The sequence below is a fragment of the Flavobacterium macrobrachii genome, from assembly GCF_014486675.1.
Taxonomy (GTDB): domain Bacteria; phylum Bacteroidota; class Bacteroidia; order Flavobacteriales; family Flavobacteriaceae; genus Flavobacterium; species Flavobacterium macrobrachii.
The window spans coordinates 1-13,587 of the sequence record NZ_JACTAC010000013.1 but is presented as its reverse complement, the minus strand read 5'-3'; the positions used below and the strand labels follow the sequence as shown (position 1 = coordinate 13,587).

9 protein-coding genes and 1 pseudogene are annotated in these 13,587 nt (G+C 33.0%); 6 read left to right on the top strand and 4 right to left on the bottom strand.

Going from position 1 to position 13,587, the window contains the following annotated elements:
• The first annotated feature begins 7 nt into the window (after positions 1-7).
• Positions 8-862 carry a KPN_02809 family neutral zinc metallopeptidase gene (gene ypfJ / locus IAI56_RS04795; RefSeq protein ID WP_187656787.1) on the top strand — a complete coding sequence of 285 codons (855 nt, stop codon included), beginning with the start codon at positions 8-10 and terminating at the stop codon, positions 860-862.
• A gap of 159 nt (positions 863-1,021) precedes the next feature.
• Entirely contained in the window at positions 1,022-2,380 is a 1,359-nt protein-coding gene (locus IAI56_RS04790) for a hydroxymethylglutaryl-CoA synthase family protein (RefSeq protein ID WP_187656786.1), read from the top strand.
• 45 nt (positions 2,381-2,425) lie between these two features.
• Here IAI56_RS04790 and IAI56_RS04785 read toward each other — a convergent pair whose 3' ends face one another.
• The 3 genes from IAI56_RS04785 to IAI56_RS04775 are packed head-to-tail and all read right to left on the bottom strand — an operon-like array spanning position 2,426 to position 6,973.
• Positions 2,426-3,961: a YifB family Mg chelatase-like AAA ATPase gene (locus tag IAI56_RS04785; RefSeq protein WP_187656785.1), complete on the bottom strand. Its 1,536-nt coding sequence runs from the start codon at positions 3,959-3,961 to the stop codon at positions 2,426-2,428.
• 43 nt (positions 3,962-4,004) lie between these two features.
• Positions 4,005-4,910, bottom strand: coding sequence for a patatin-like phospholipase family protein (locus tag IAI56_RS04780; protein WP_187656821.1), 906 nt, complete (start codon positions 4,908-4,910; stop codon positions 4,005-4,007).
• Positions 4,910-6,973: a M1 family metallopeptidase gene (locus IAI56_RS04775; RefSeq protein ID WP_187656784.1), complete on the bottom strand. Its 2,064-nt coding sequence runs from the start codon at positions 6,971-6,973 to the stop codon at positions 4,910-4,912. The genes IAI56_RS04780 and IAI56_RS04775 overlap by 1 nt, the downstream gene beginning before the upstream one ends.
• 83 nt (positions 6,974-7,056) lie before the next feature.
• Here IAI56_RS04775 and recG point away from each other — a divergent pair, with 83 nt between their 5' ends.
• The 3 genes from recG to pheT all read left to right on the top strand — a co-directional run bounded on the left by recG (position 7,057) and on the right by pheT (position 12,586).
• Positions 7,057-9,165, top strand: coding sequence for an ATP-dependent DNA helicase RecG (gene recG, locus IAI56_RS04770; RefSeq protein WP_187656783.1), 2,109 nt, complete (start codon positions 7,057-7,059; stop codon positions 9,163-9,165).
• A 56-nt stretch (positions 9,166-9,221) separates the two neighbouring features.
• Positions 9,222-10,085, top strand: a complete 864-nt coding sequence (locus tag IAI56_RS04765; RefSeq protein WP_187656782.1) for a bestrophin family protein — start codon at positions 9,222-9,224, stop codon at positions 10,083-10,085.
• Positions 10,086-10,165: 80 nt separating this feature from the next.
• Positions 10,166-12,586, top strand: a complete 2,421-nt coding sequence (pheT, locus tag IAI56_RS04760; protein ID WP_187656781.1) for a phenylalanine--tRNA ligase subunit beta — start codon at positions 10,166-10,168, stop codon at positions 12,584-12,586.
• Between the two features lie 43 nt (positions 12,587-12,629).
• Here pheT and IAI56_RS04755 read toward each other — a convergent pair whose 3' ends face one another.
• Positions 12,630-13,187: a fasciclin domain-containing protein gene (locus IAI56_RS04755; RefSeq protein ID WP_187656780.1), complete on the bottom strand. Its 558-nt coding sequence runs from the start codon at positions 13,185-13,187 to the stop codon at positions 12,630-12,632.
• 193 nt (positions 13,188-13,380) lie between these two features.
• Here IAI56_RS04755 and IAI56_RS04750 point away from each other — a divergent pair.
• Positions 13,381-13,587, top strand: a pseudogene (locus IAI56_RS04750) (hypothetical protein); the annotation flags it as partial.

Sequence of the window (13,587 nt, the reverse complement as noted above, 5' to 3'; positions counted from 1 at the left end):
AAAAAACATGAAATGGGAAAGAAAAAAGAGCGACACCTTTGAAGATAGACGCGGAATGTCTGGAGGAGGAAAAGCAATACTTGGTGGTAGCGCAATAGGAATTATCATTCTTCTATTGAATATGTTTGGAGGTGAAACAGGACAAACCATTGGAAATATACTCCAACAAACGCAAGGTCAACAACAAACGGAACAAACCCAAACGCGTGAACTTACCGCAGAAGAAATAGAATTAGGCGAATTTTCAAAATCATGTTTTGAATATAATAACGAAACTTGGGAAAAAGTTTTTAGCGAAAACGGAATGCACTATGAAAAACCAGGAATGGTCATTTTTTATGATGGTGTGAATACGGCATGTGGAAGCGCAACCTCAGCTTCTGGACCGTTTTATTGTCCTGGCGACAAAAAAGTATATATGGATTTACGCTTTTTTGAAGAACTAAAAACTCGTTTTGGAGCCAAAGGAGGCGATTTTGCTATTGCTTATGTAATTGCTCACGAAATGGGACATCATCTTCAAACTATTCTTGGAACATCGAGAAAAGTCCGTCAACTTCAAGCCAATAAAAACGAAGCCGAAGCCAATAAACTCTCGGTTTGTTTAGAACTTCAAGCTGATTTTTACGCAGGAGTTTGGGCACACTATAACAAAAATCTTTTAGTAGAAGGTGATATTGAAGAAGCGCTGAGTGCTGCCAACGCTGTTGGAGATGATGCTATTCAAAGTAAAATGCAAGGTCATGTTAATCAAGAATCATTTACCCATGGAACTTCTGAACAGCGAATGGAGTGGTTTATGAAAGGTTACAAAACAGGCGACATTAAACAAGGTGATACTTTTTCTGCATTAATCAATTAAAATTCTTAGAAAAATTAAACAAAAATCACAATTCAAAAAATAAAAAACAGATTTGTTGCATAAATCATAAATCGTGTTTAAATGCTCAATTTTAAAGGTAATTTCAAGTAAAATTGAAGTTACCTTTTTTAATTTTGTCTTTCTCAAAAAATCAATCAAATGAAAGTTGGTATCGATAGTATAGCCTTTGAAATTCCCAAAATTTATCTTCCAATAACAACATTAGCCGAAAAAAGAAATATTGAAGCTGATAAACTTATTAAAGGCTTAGGTTTGCACAAAATGAGTTTTCTAGATGTGCATCAAGATGTGGTGACTTTAGCTTCTAATGCAGCTTTGAAACTCATTCAACAAGAAAATCTAAATCCAAATGAAATCAGTCGAATTTACATCGGAACCGAAAGTGGTGTCGACAGTTCAAAGCCAGTTGGTTCGTATGTTTTATCGAACTTGGAACAAATTTTCGGAGCAAGAAGTTTTAAAAACTGTGATGTAGTCGATTTGACATTTGCTTGCATTGGTGCGGTTGATGCATTGCAAAATTGTTTAGATTACATCCGATTAAATCCAACCAAAAAAGCGATTGTCATTGCCTCAGATAATGCCAAATATGACTTAAATTCTTCTGGCGAATATACTCAAGGCGCAGGTTCAATTGCAATGCTGATTACTGCTAATCCAAGAATTTTAAGTTTTTCAAAAGAAGTTGGTGTAGCAACCGAAGGCGTTTTTGATTTTTTCAAACCTAGAAGAAATTTTTCCAAAGAAGAAATTTTTCAAACTGAAAACAATCCAGAATGGAATGGCGTTTTAGAAAATGAAATCAACATCTACAAAGAACAACCCGTTTTTGACGGACAATATTCTAATCAGTGTTACATCAATAGAATTACCGAAGCTTATGAACATTACAAAGAGGAAAGTCATCAAAAAGGAAAACTTTACGAAAAATGGTCAGCCATTTTGATGCATTTGCCTTATTGTTTTCAAGGTCGACGTACTTTTATAGAAATTTTTGCCAATGAAAATCCTGAATTAGTAGAAAATCAAATTGGTGAAAACAGTAAAGAAAAACTAAAAGCATTAGCTAAAAGTCCTGAATATCTGGATTTAGTAAACCAATATATTTTACCATCTGAAATAGCTTCGGGACAAATTGGTAATATTTACACCGGTTCGATTTTTTTAGGCTTACTTTCTACACTTTGCCATCATTTTAAAAACGATACTAATCTTACCAATACAACTTTTGGATTTATCGCTTATGGAAGTGGTTCAAAATCAAAAGTTTTTGAAGCGGTTGTAGAAGAAAACTGGAAATCTGCAATTGAAAAAATTCAATTATTTGAAACATTGGAACAAACAATAGCAATCGATTTTTCAACCTATGAAAAACTCCACAAAAAAGAATTAAAACAATCCGTTTTTCCTCCAAAAAATGAATTCTATTTGGATAAAATTGAAAAAGAAAATCCAGTTTTAGTTGGTGCTAGATATTATAGTTATCAGTCGCAGTAATCAGTTGTCAGATTGAGTACTGTTAACTGCGACTATAAACTAAAATCAACCCAACCAACCATCACGATCCAAACTTCGATATTGAATAGCTTCAGCAATGTGATTAGAATTTACACTTTCTGATTGTTCCAAATCAGCTATCGTTCTGGAAACTTTTAGAATTCGGTCATAGGCACGAGCGGAGAGATTCAATCGTTCCATTGCTGTTTTTAGTAACTGCAACGAAGTTTCGTCCAAAGCGCAAAATTCTCGAATTTGTTTTGTTCCCATTTGTGCATTGTAATGAATACCTTCAAAATTTTCAAATCGAATGGATTGAATCTCTCTAGCTTTAGTAACTCTTTCTCTAATCGAAACGCTACTTTCTGCTGGACGAGTTTCGGTTAATTTTTCAAATGGAACAGGAGTAACTTCAATATGAATATCAATCCTATCGAGTAATGGTCCAGAAATTTTGCTCATATAGCGTTGCATTTCAGCTGGAGACGAACTTACAGGCGCATCTGGGTCGTTAAAATAACCACCTGGACTTGGATTCATACTGGCAACCAACATAAACGACGACGGATAAGTAATTGTAAATTTTGCTCTAGATATGGTAACTTCTCTATCTTCCAATGGTTGACGCATTACTTCAAGAACTTCTCGTTTAAATTCTGGCAATTCGTCCAAAAATAAAACACCATTATGTGCCAACGAAATTTCTCCAGGTTGTGGATAACTTCCGCCACCAACTAATGAAACACTCGAAGCTGTATGATGTGGTGAACGAAACGGTCGTTGATTCATCAATCCTGCATCTTTAATTTTTCCAGCTACACTGTGAATTTTTGTAGTTTCTAGTGCTTCGTGCAAAGTCATTGGTGGTAAAATACTTGGCAATCGTTTGGCTAACATCGTTTTTCCTGAACCTGGTGGACCAATCAAAATAATGTTATGACCACCAGCAGCGGCAATTTCCATACATCGTTTGATACTTTCTTGACCTTTTACATCGGAAAAATCAAATTCAGGAAAATCTAATGTCTTGTAAAATTCATCTCGTGTATTGATTATTGTTGGTTCAATTGTTCCTTTTCCATCAAAAAAGTCAATCACTTGAAGCACATTTTCAACACCGTAAACGTCCAAACCAGTAACAATTGCTGCTTCTTTTACATTCTGAATTGGGAGAAAAAAACCTTTGAAACCTTCTTCTTTAGCTTTGATTGCAATGGATAATGCACCTTTTATAGGTTGTAAACTTCCATCAAGCGACAATTCGCCCATAATCAAATATTTATCAACTTCATCTGTTTTTATTTGTCCTGAAGCTGCGAGAATTCCAATGGCAAGTGTTAAATCATAAGCCGAACCTTCTTTCCGTAAATCGGCTGGCGCCATATTTATGGTAATCTTTTTTACAGGAAGTGAATAACCGTTATTTTTCAAAGCTGCCGCAATTCGATAGCTACTTTCTTTAATAGCATTATCAGGCAATCCAACTAAATGATAACCAACACCTTTATCAATATTTACTTCTACGGTTATTGTTGTTGCTTCAACACCAAAAACTGCACTTCCAAAAACTTTTACTAACATGGCATTTATATTTGAAAGCTAAAAATAACAAAAGTTTTACAAATTACTGCAAATTATCACTCATTAATTCACTTTTGTTTTTGGCATATTCATAACCTTTGTGCCACCAATCTTTCATTTTTTCATGATTAAAAATCAAAGCATTGTCCGTTAATTGTGTTGGCGTGTAATATAAATTGAGCTTTACATTTTTATTTTTGGCAGCCAATTTTCCAATGGTAATATTATGTTTTTCAACTTGCGTGAGCAATGTTTGAAACAAATCTATCATCAACAAAAATGGATTTTTACCAATTTTTCTGGGCTTGGTTTGCACTTCAGTTTCAAGGATAATAACATCAACTTCGGTTGCGCCACGATTAATGGCTTCTCGAATAGGAACCAAACTTGAAAATCCGCCATCGCCATATTCAAAACCATTTTTGGTGACCAAACTCATAAACGGAATATAATTACACGAAATCCAAATCCATTCGCAGAAATCATCATAGTCAAAGTCTTTTATCGATTTATATTCTACGCTATTTGTGGTAAGATTAGTAACCGTAACGACAACTTCACAAGCCGTTGATTTGAGCAAAGTAAATTCGGCTAAAGTAAAATTTTCTCTAATATATTCTAATAATTTATGGCTTTCGCCAAAAGTTCGTTTGCCTTTTAAAAACTGTTTAAAAACATTCATATGATTGATTGTAACAGTTTCATTTGGTGTGTTTTTATGTTTTACAACAAACGGACTAATGTCAAAAATACTTCGCATATTCACATTAGAATAAATGTTGTAAATCTTGTTGACTTCGCCCAAAGCCAAATGAGGAATGAGTAAACTTCCGGTAGAACTTCCAATTAGAATATCATATTTACAACCGTTTTCTTGCATCAAATATTGTGCAACACCTCCAGCAAATGCGCCTTTACTTCCGCCACCAGAAATTACCAAAGCTCTCATCATTTTTCGTTTAACAGTTTTTGCAATTGATTTTTATCATTTTCAGGCAAATCCGAAAGTAAGATTTCAAATTTTTCTCTGTACAAAGGCGTTTTCAATAAATTTCTAATGTAATCACGAGCAAATTTTGTCATTTGCCACTTGTGATGCGAAGTTGCATTGACCAAATTTTTCAAAACTTGATTATCGATAGGTTGTTTGGCTTGAAATGCGGAGCTGAAGGCGTTTTGTCTAATAGAACTTTCATACTTTGACGATGTATAATCAACCAATTCATTAAAGTAATTCTGTTTCTGATTTTCATCAAAAGTAGATGACATTTGACTTAAAAGTAAAAAAGTAGTGCGCAATCCTAAATCATTATTTCCATACCAATTTTTAGCTTTTTCCAAATAAATTGCTTGACTTTCAGGAAAAGCATTGAATAATTTTATTAACGCAATTTCTCTAGTTTCATATGATTTATCATCTAAAAAAGTTTCATATTTTGTTTTAAACTCCAACGAAATTTCATCAATAAATTCAGCAACCGATTGACGAACTTTTACATCATTGGTCTGCATTGCTAATTCTAAAAGTTCTTTTTTATCTGCAAAATTGACATCTTTTAACTGATAGATAATTTCCGTTTTTATTGGATAAAACAAATCCGACTTGAGCAATTCGGAAAACTTATCTTTGTTTTCAGCAAATGATTTTTTTCGCAATTGTTGTACATCAAATAACGTTTGCATAAACGTACTTTTTCGCAAGATTTCATTGGCAACATCGGTTGGAAAATGATAATCTTCAAGCCACATTTTCTGAAAAGCAACAGTATCAAAATTAGGTGCCACTTTTTTAACTTCTGACAAAAAATCGCTGGTTTCAACGTTTTTGAATTGGTATTTTTTCAAATAATTCTGAACCGCTTTTTGAAACAGCTTCGCTCCTATTTTTTCTCTCATAAAATGCAAAGCCCAAGCACCTTTTTGATAGAATGACAATGAACTCGCTTTTTCATTCATCACCGGAATAGTATCGGTTTTGGCGGCATTTCGCAATTGCAATGAATTTCGATACAATTGATGATTGAAATAATCCTCGCCAAAAATTTCTTTTTCTGCTAATAAAGCATAATATGTCGCAAAACCTTCTTGCAACCAATGGTGTTTTCCAGATTTTGCTGTAACTAAATCGCCGAACCATTGATGTGCCAATTCGTGTGCATTGACATTAATGTAATTTCTATCATTAAAACCAATTTCGTCAACTACAAAATCTTGGGCAAAAATGGTACAAGTTGTATTTTCCATTCCAGCATAAAGAAAATCTTCCACTGGAACTTGTTTGTATAATTTCCACGGATAGTTAAAACCAATTTCTTTCTCCAGATAATCGAATATTTGTTTTGAATAACGATAAGTTGGTTCAAACTTCGATGTATCTTTTGGTTGAATAAAAAACTGCAACGGAATTCCCGATTTGGAAGCGATAATTTTATTATAAAAATCACCAATAACCAATGCAAAAAGATAGGAACTCATTGGCTTTTTCATTTCATAATACCATTTTTTTTGATTGTCTTTTACGTAGCTATTTTTCAGAAAACCATTTGCAATGACATTATATTTTTCATCAAAAGTGATGTTCATATTAAAGATAACTTTTTCATTTACATCATCAAAACTCGGAAACCAATGACTTGTATATTTTCCTTGACCTTGCGTCCAAACTTGTCGCTTGTCTACAAAATACATCGTTTGTTTTGGAAAGGCTTCGTAGTAAAAAGTCAAGGTATTTTTTCCTTTTTTGAAACCTTCAAACAAGTTTAATGTCTTTCCTGAATTGGAAAATTTAACTGCTTTTTTATTGATTTTAACATCAGAAAAAGTCATTTTTTGAGCATCAATTTTAATCGTATCGATACTCTCTTTTACTTCAAAAACATAATTGACTGTTCCGAAAACTTTCTTTTGATTAACATTAATTGAAATATTTCCTTTGGCAGTTTTAAAATCAACTTTAGAAGTTTGTTGCGCAAAAGAAATGAAGGAAAGGAAAAGGAAAAAAAGTATTCGCATTGGATAAATTTTATAGATTACGAATATAATCATTTTAAAATTTTCAAATTAAAAACTTATCTTCGCTTTAACAATTTCTTGCAATGTCATATCAACTTCTTCAAACACCTATCGAATACCTAAAAGGCGTTGGTCCGCAACGTGGCGAACTTTTGCGCAAAGAATTAGGCATTCATCGTTATGAAGATTTGATTAATTTTTATCCCAATCGCTATATTGATCGAACTCGTTATTATAAAATTAATGAACTCAATAATAATCCTGCGGAAGTTCAAATTATTGGTAAAATCATCAACATCAAAACGGTTGAATTTGGCAAAGCCAAAAAACGTTTGGTGGCAACTTTTGTAGATGAAACTGGCGAAATGGAACTCGTTTGGTTTCAAGGTCATAAATGGATTAGAGAAAGTTTGAAAATCAATGTTCCGTATGTTATTTTTGGAAAAGTAACGTCGTTCAACGGTCAATATAATATGGCACATCCAGAAATGGAGTTGCTTAGCGAACATGAACAAAGTTTACGTTCGGCATTGCAACCCGTTTATCCATCGACTGAAACCTTGACTAATCGAGGAATTTCCAATCGAGTGGTGAATAAAATGATGCAGCAATTATTCCTTGAAACGCAAGCAAAATTCACGGAAACGTTGCCACAATATCTTTTGGACGAATTAAAATTAATTCCGAAAAATGCAGCGCTTTTCAATATTCATTTTCCAAAAAGCCCGGAACTTTTAGCGAAAGCGCAATTTCGATTGAAATTTGAAGAATTGTTTTTCATTCAATTACAATTGATAACGAAAAACTTAGTCCGAAAACATAAAATTAAAGGTCATCCGTTTACCGTAATTGGAGAAAATTTTAATAATTTCTACAAAAATCATTTGCCTTTTGAACTGACCAATGCACAGAAAAAAGTATTGAAAGAAATTCGAAATGATTTAGGAAGTAATGCACAAATGAACCGATTACTTCAAGGCGATGTTGGTTCAGGAAAAACTATTGTGGCATTAATGGCAATGCTAATAGCTCTGGATAACGGATTTCAAAGCTGCTTAATGGCGCCAACCGAAATTTTAGCCAATCAACATTTTAACGGATTGACCGAATTGGCAAGTACATTAAATATAAACATCAAAATCCTAACCGGTTCAACCAAAACTTCAGAACGGAAAATAATTCACGAGGAACTTGAAAACGGCAGTTTACACATTCTTATTGGAACACATGCTTTATTGGAAGACAAAGTGCAATTTCAAAATTTAGGATTAGCAATTATTGATGAGCAACATCGTTTTGGTGTAGAACAAAGAAGTAAACTTTGGAAAAAGAATGAAATTCCTCCACATGTACTTGTCATGACAGCAACGCCTATTCCGCGGACATTAGCCATGAGTTTGTATGGTGATTTAGATGTTTCAGTTATTGATGAATTGCCACCAGGACGAAAACCCATTCAAACCGTTCATCGCTATGACAGTAACCGATTGAAAGTTTGGAAATTTATAAAAGATGAAATTGCCAAAGGCAGACAAATCTATATTGTTTATCCGTTAATTCAGGAAAGTGAAACGATGGATTATAAAGATTTAATGGATGGTTATGAAAGCATTTCCAGAGATTTTCCACTACCAAACTATAGTATTTCCATAGTTCACGGGAAAATGAAACCAGCCGAAAAAGATTCTGAAATGAAACGCTTCGCCGAAGGAAAAACCAGTATCATGGTTGCCACGACGGTAATTGAAGTTGGTGTAAATATTCCCAATGCGAGTGTGATGATTATTGAAAGTGCGGAACGATTTGGTTTGTCTCAATTGCATCAATTGCGTGGTCGCGTTGGTCGTGGCGCTGAACAGAGTTATTGTATTTTAATGACTTCGCACAAACTTTCCAATGAAAGCAAAATCCGATTGGAAACCATGTGTAAAACCAATGACGGTTTTGAAATTGCCGAAGTCGATTTAAAACTTCGCGGTCCAGGTGACATCATGGGAAAACAACAAAGTGGTGTTTTAAATTTACAAATAGCCGATTTGGTAAAAGACAAAGACATATTAGTCGTTGCTCGAAATGAAGCTATAAAATTGTTAAAAAAAGACTCTTCGATGTCATTGCCCGAACATCAAACGTTAAGACAAATTTTTATCGAACTGACCAAGAAAAAGAATATTTGGAATTATATTAGTTAAAAAATCAATTTAAACCTCAATAAACTTTTTAAACAGATAAACTTATAAACTCAAAAATGGTACAATACAACCCAAAAGACTGGATTACTTTCATCTTCATATTTCACAAATCGGATACGTTTCGTCAATTAATTCCAATGATGTTTGTTATTGGATTATATACGTATGGCGTTTGTTTTCTTGAAATTGAACACTGGAAACTTTCTGAAAAAAGTCATGTAAAAAACATTTCCATCATGCACGGAATGTTGGGTTTTGTAATTTCGTTACTACTTTCTTACCGAACAAATACTGCTTATGATCGCTGGTGGGAAGGACGAAAACTTTGGGGAAGTTTAGTAAATAGCAGCCGGAATTTAGCATTGAAACTTTCGGTTATTCTTTCGGATGAAAGCGATAAAAAATTCTTGCGTGAAGTAATTCCAATGTATGTTTCCATTCTATCCAAACATCTTTCAAATAAAGAAGTGAGCAAAATGCTTTTTGAAAACATCGATTTGGAAATTGTCCATCAAAAGCACAAACCCAATCAAGTTGCCAAAACTATTTTTCATAAAATAAATGAATTATACAAATCTGGAAAAATAACTGGTGATCAACTGATTACAATTAATAACGAACTACAAACCTTTACTGATGTTTGTGGCGCATGTGAACGAATTAAAAACACGCCAATTCCTTATTCTTACAGCGCATTTATCAAAAAATTTATTTTCTTTTACATCATGACATTGCCGTTTGGATATGCTTTCAGTTTAGGTTATTACAGTATTCCTGTGGTAATTTTTACTTTTTATGTATTAGCAAGTTTAGAATTGATTGCCGAAGAAATTGAAGATCCGTTTGGCGATGATGCCAATGATTTACCCACCGAAAAAATCTCAGAAAACATCAAAAAACACGTAGAAGAAATTTTGTAATTTATTGATGAAATTAAAGCAATCAGATTGGTATATTTTCCTATTATAACTATCTTTGCCACCTTATTAAAATTACCAAAATGAAGATTTCTTACAATTGGCTTAGACAATTTATTAAAATAGATTTAAAATCAGAAGAAACAGCAACAATCCTTACCGATTTAGGACTTGAGGTTGAAGTTGTTGAAAAATACCAATCCGTTCGTGGTGGATTAGAAGGTATAGTTGTTGGTCATGTATTAACATGCGAAAAACATCCTGATGCCGATCGATTAAGTATTACAAAAGTTGATCTTGGCGATGGAAATCCAGTTCAAATCGTTTGTGGCGCAAGCAATGTTGCAGCAGGACAAAAAGTACCAGTTGCAACCATTGGTACAAAATTATTTGATAAAGACGGAAACGAATTTGAAATCAAAAAAGGAAAAATTCGCGGTCAGGAAAGTCACGGAATGATTTGTGCCGAAGACGAACTTGGACTTGGAACAAGCCATGATGGCATCATGATTTTAGACGAAAAACTAAAACCTGGAACGCCTTGTGCCAAAGTTTTTAATATAGAAAACGACGAAGTTTTTGAAATTGGTTTAACTCCAAATCGTGCTGATGCCATGTCGCATTATGGTGTTGCACGTGATTTGCGCGCGAGTTTACTTCAAAAAAATAGTACTGTCGAATTAATCACGCCATCAGTTAGTACATTTAGAATTGACAAACGAACTCTAAAAATTGATGTTGATGTAAAAGACAGTAAATTGGCACCAAGATATTGTGGCGTAACTATTTCTGGAATTACGGTAAAAGAATCGCCTGAATGGTTAAAAAACCGTTTGAAAGCCATTGGTTTAACACCAAAAAACAACATTGTAGATATTACAAATTATATTCTTCATGATTTAGGACAACCATTACATGCTTTTGATGCATCAAAAATCAATGGAAAAATCATTGTAAAAACGGCAGAAGCTGGAACAAAATTTACAACTCTTGACGATGTTGAAAGAACATTACATGAAGATGATTTGATGATTTGTGACGAAAAAACCCCACTTTGCATTGCTGGTGTTTTTGGTGGAAAAAACTCTAGTGTTTCCGAAACTACTACTACAATATTTTTAGAAAGTGCTTATTTCAACCCAGTTTCCGTAAGAAAATCAGCAAAACGTCATGGTTTAAATACCGATGCTTCTTTCCGTTTTGAAAGAGGAATTGATCCAACCATTACTGAATTTGCTTTAAAACGTGCTGCTCTTTTGATAAAAGAAGTTGCTGGTGGCGAAATCACTTCGGATATTATAGATATTTATCCAAAAAAGATTGAAGATTTCCCTGTTTTCTTGAATTTTGAAAAAACAGCAAAACTCATCGGTCAAGAATTACCAAAAGAAACCATCAAGAAAATTTTGGCTTCGCTAGATATTAAAGTGACAACCGTTTCTGACGCTGGACTTGGATTAATTATTCCGTCGTATCGTGTTGATGTACAACGTGAAGTTGATGTAATTGAAGAAATTCTTCGTGTTTATGGTTACAACAATATTAATTTTACCAAAAAATTGAACGCAACCGTTTTCAATTCGGCTAGAACGGAAGATTATAAAGTGCAAAACATTATTGCTTCACAACTAAATGCTAATGGTTTCCACGAAATGATGGCAAATTCATTAACAACTCCAGATTATGTGAATTTATCTGAAATGTTGAAAGAAGAATACAATGTAATGATGCTAAATCCGTTGAGCAATGATTTATCGGCAATGCGTCAATCGTTGCTGTTTTCAGGTTTAGAAGCTGTTTCATACAATATTAATCGTAGAAATGGAGATTTAAAATTATTCGAGTTTGGAAAAACTTACCATAAATTGTCATCAGGATATGATGAACCAAAACATTTAACATTATTTGTTTCGGGAAACAGAAACGAAGAAAGTTGGACAAATGCACAAAAACCATCTGATTTCTTTTTGTTTAAAGGTTATGTAAACGCCATTTTGGAACGATTAGGAATTACCAAAATTCAAAACAAACCTGTTAGTTCAGATGTTTTTGCAGAAGGAATTGCTATAGCATACGGAAATGATACTTTGGTTGAATTTGGAACCGTAAAAAAATCAATTCTGAAACATTTTGATATTAAACAAGAAGTTTTCCATGCTGATTTCAATTGGAATGTGGTTTTAAAATTAATTGGAACCAAAATTAAATTTACTGATATTCCAAAATATCCTGAAGTTCGTCGCGATTTAGCCTTGTTAGTTGATGAAAACGTTGCTTTTGATGCTATTTACACCATTGCTCGTCAAACGGAGAAATCGTTATTGAAAGAAGTAAATCTATTTGATGTTTACCAAGGAAAAAATCTTCCAGAAGGAAAAAAATCATACGCAGTGAGTTTCATTTTACAAGACAATTCAAAAACTTTGACCGATGAACAAATTGATAAAATCTTGAATAAACTACAAAAGAATTTTGAAAACGAACTTGGTGCAAGTTTGAGATAAAAAAAAAGTCCTGAAAATTCAGGACTTTTTTTTAAAAGACTATTTAAGATTTAGGAGTAACAACTGCATCTATGACATGAATAACTCCATTTGATTGATTAACATCTGCAATAGTTACTTTTGCACTATTACCATTTTCGTCAGTCAAGTAAATATCTTTCCCTTTTGACCAAGCAGTCAAAGTTCCGCCACTTACCGTTTTAAAAGTTGCTTTACCATTTCCCTTCTTTATTGCTTGAGCAATATCAGCAGCACTAAATTTACCAGCTAATACATGATACGTTAAAACTGTTTGAAGTAATTTTTTATTTTCTGGTTTCAATAATGTTTCAACCGTTCCTTTTGGTAAATTATCAAAAGCATTGTTAGTTGGAGCAAATACCGTAAATGGACCTTTTGATTTTAATGTTTCAACTAAGTCTGCTGCTTTTACTGCGGCAACTAAAGTTGTGTGATCCTTTGAGTTTACAGCATTTTCAACAATGTTTTTTGAAGGATACATTGGCGCACCGCCAACATTTACTGTTTTTTCCTGAGAAAAAGAAGTTACAGAAATCATAAGGGCAAAAAAGGAGGCAAAAATTAAATTTTTAGTTTTCATAATAGTTATTTTTAAAAGTTATAACATCATTTACGCTGTAAACAACTCATTGGTTTTTTCATATCTTATTTTTGAGAAAAATTTAACAAATGTAAACACTAAAACTATTGAAGATATTTGATTTTTATTTAAAAATATTTTGTAAATTGAAAATATAACAATCAAACTGTCAACACTTTAAAAAAAAATTAAAATGTTAATAAATAAGGTTAATCTAGAGAAAGAATTAATTTCTGAGCGAAAAAAATTCAAATCACAAATTGCAATTTTGGAGGAAGTAAAAGAAATTTTTGAAAAAAATGAATTAGATAGAAACAAAATTAAACAAGCTTTACAGGAAAAAAGTTCAACAAAAATCAATCAATTAAAGTTTGATTTATTAGAAACAGATAAAATATTT

Bases quoted from the DNA above. Each gene is read 5' to 3' on its own strand.
- ypfJ (WP_187656787.1), top strand. From the start codon at position 8: ATGAAATGGGAAAGAAAAAAGAGCGACACCTTTGAAGATAGACGCGGA.
- IAI56_RS04790 (WP_187656786.1), top strand. From the start codon at position 1,022: ATGAAAGTTGGTATCGATAGTATAGCCTTTGAAATTCCCAAAATTTAT.
- IAI56_RS04785 (WP_187656785.1), bottom strand. From the start codon at position 3,961: ATGTTAGTAAAAGTTTTTGGAAGTGCAGTTTTTGGTGTTGAAGCAACA.
- IAI56_RS04780 (WP_187656821.1), bottom strand. From the start codon at position 4,910: ATGAGAGCTTTGGTAATTTCTGGTGGCGGAAGTAAAGGCGCATTTGCT.
- IAI56_RS04775 (WP_187656784.1), bottom strand. From the start codon at position 6,973: ATGCGAATACTTTTTTTCCTTTTCCTTTCCTTCATTTCTTTTGCGCAA.
- recG (WP_187656783.1), top strand. From the start codon at position 7,057: ATGTCATATCAACTTCTTCAAACACCTATCGAATACCTAAAAGGCGTT.
- IAI56_RS04765 (WP_187656782.1), top strand. From the start codon at position 9,222: ATGGTACAATACAACCCAAAAGACTGGATTACTTTCATCTTCATATTT.
- pheT (WP_187656781.1), top strand. From the start codon at position 10,166: ATGAAGATTTCTTACAATTGGCTTAGACAATTTATTAAAATAGATTTA.
- IAI56_RS04755 (WP_187656780.1), bottom strand. From the start codon at position 13,187: ATGAAAACTAAAAATTTAATTTTTGCCTCCTTTTTTGCCCTTATGATT.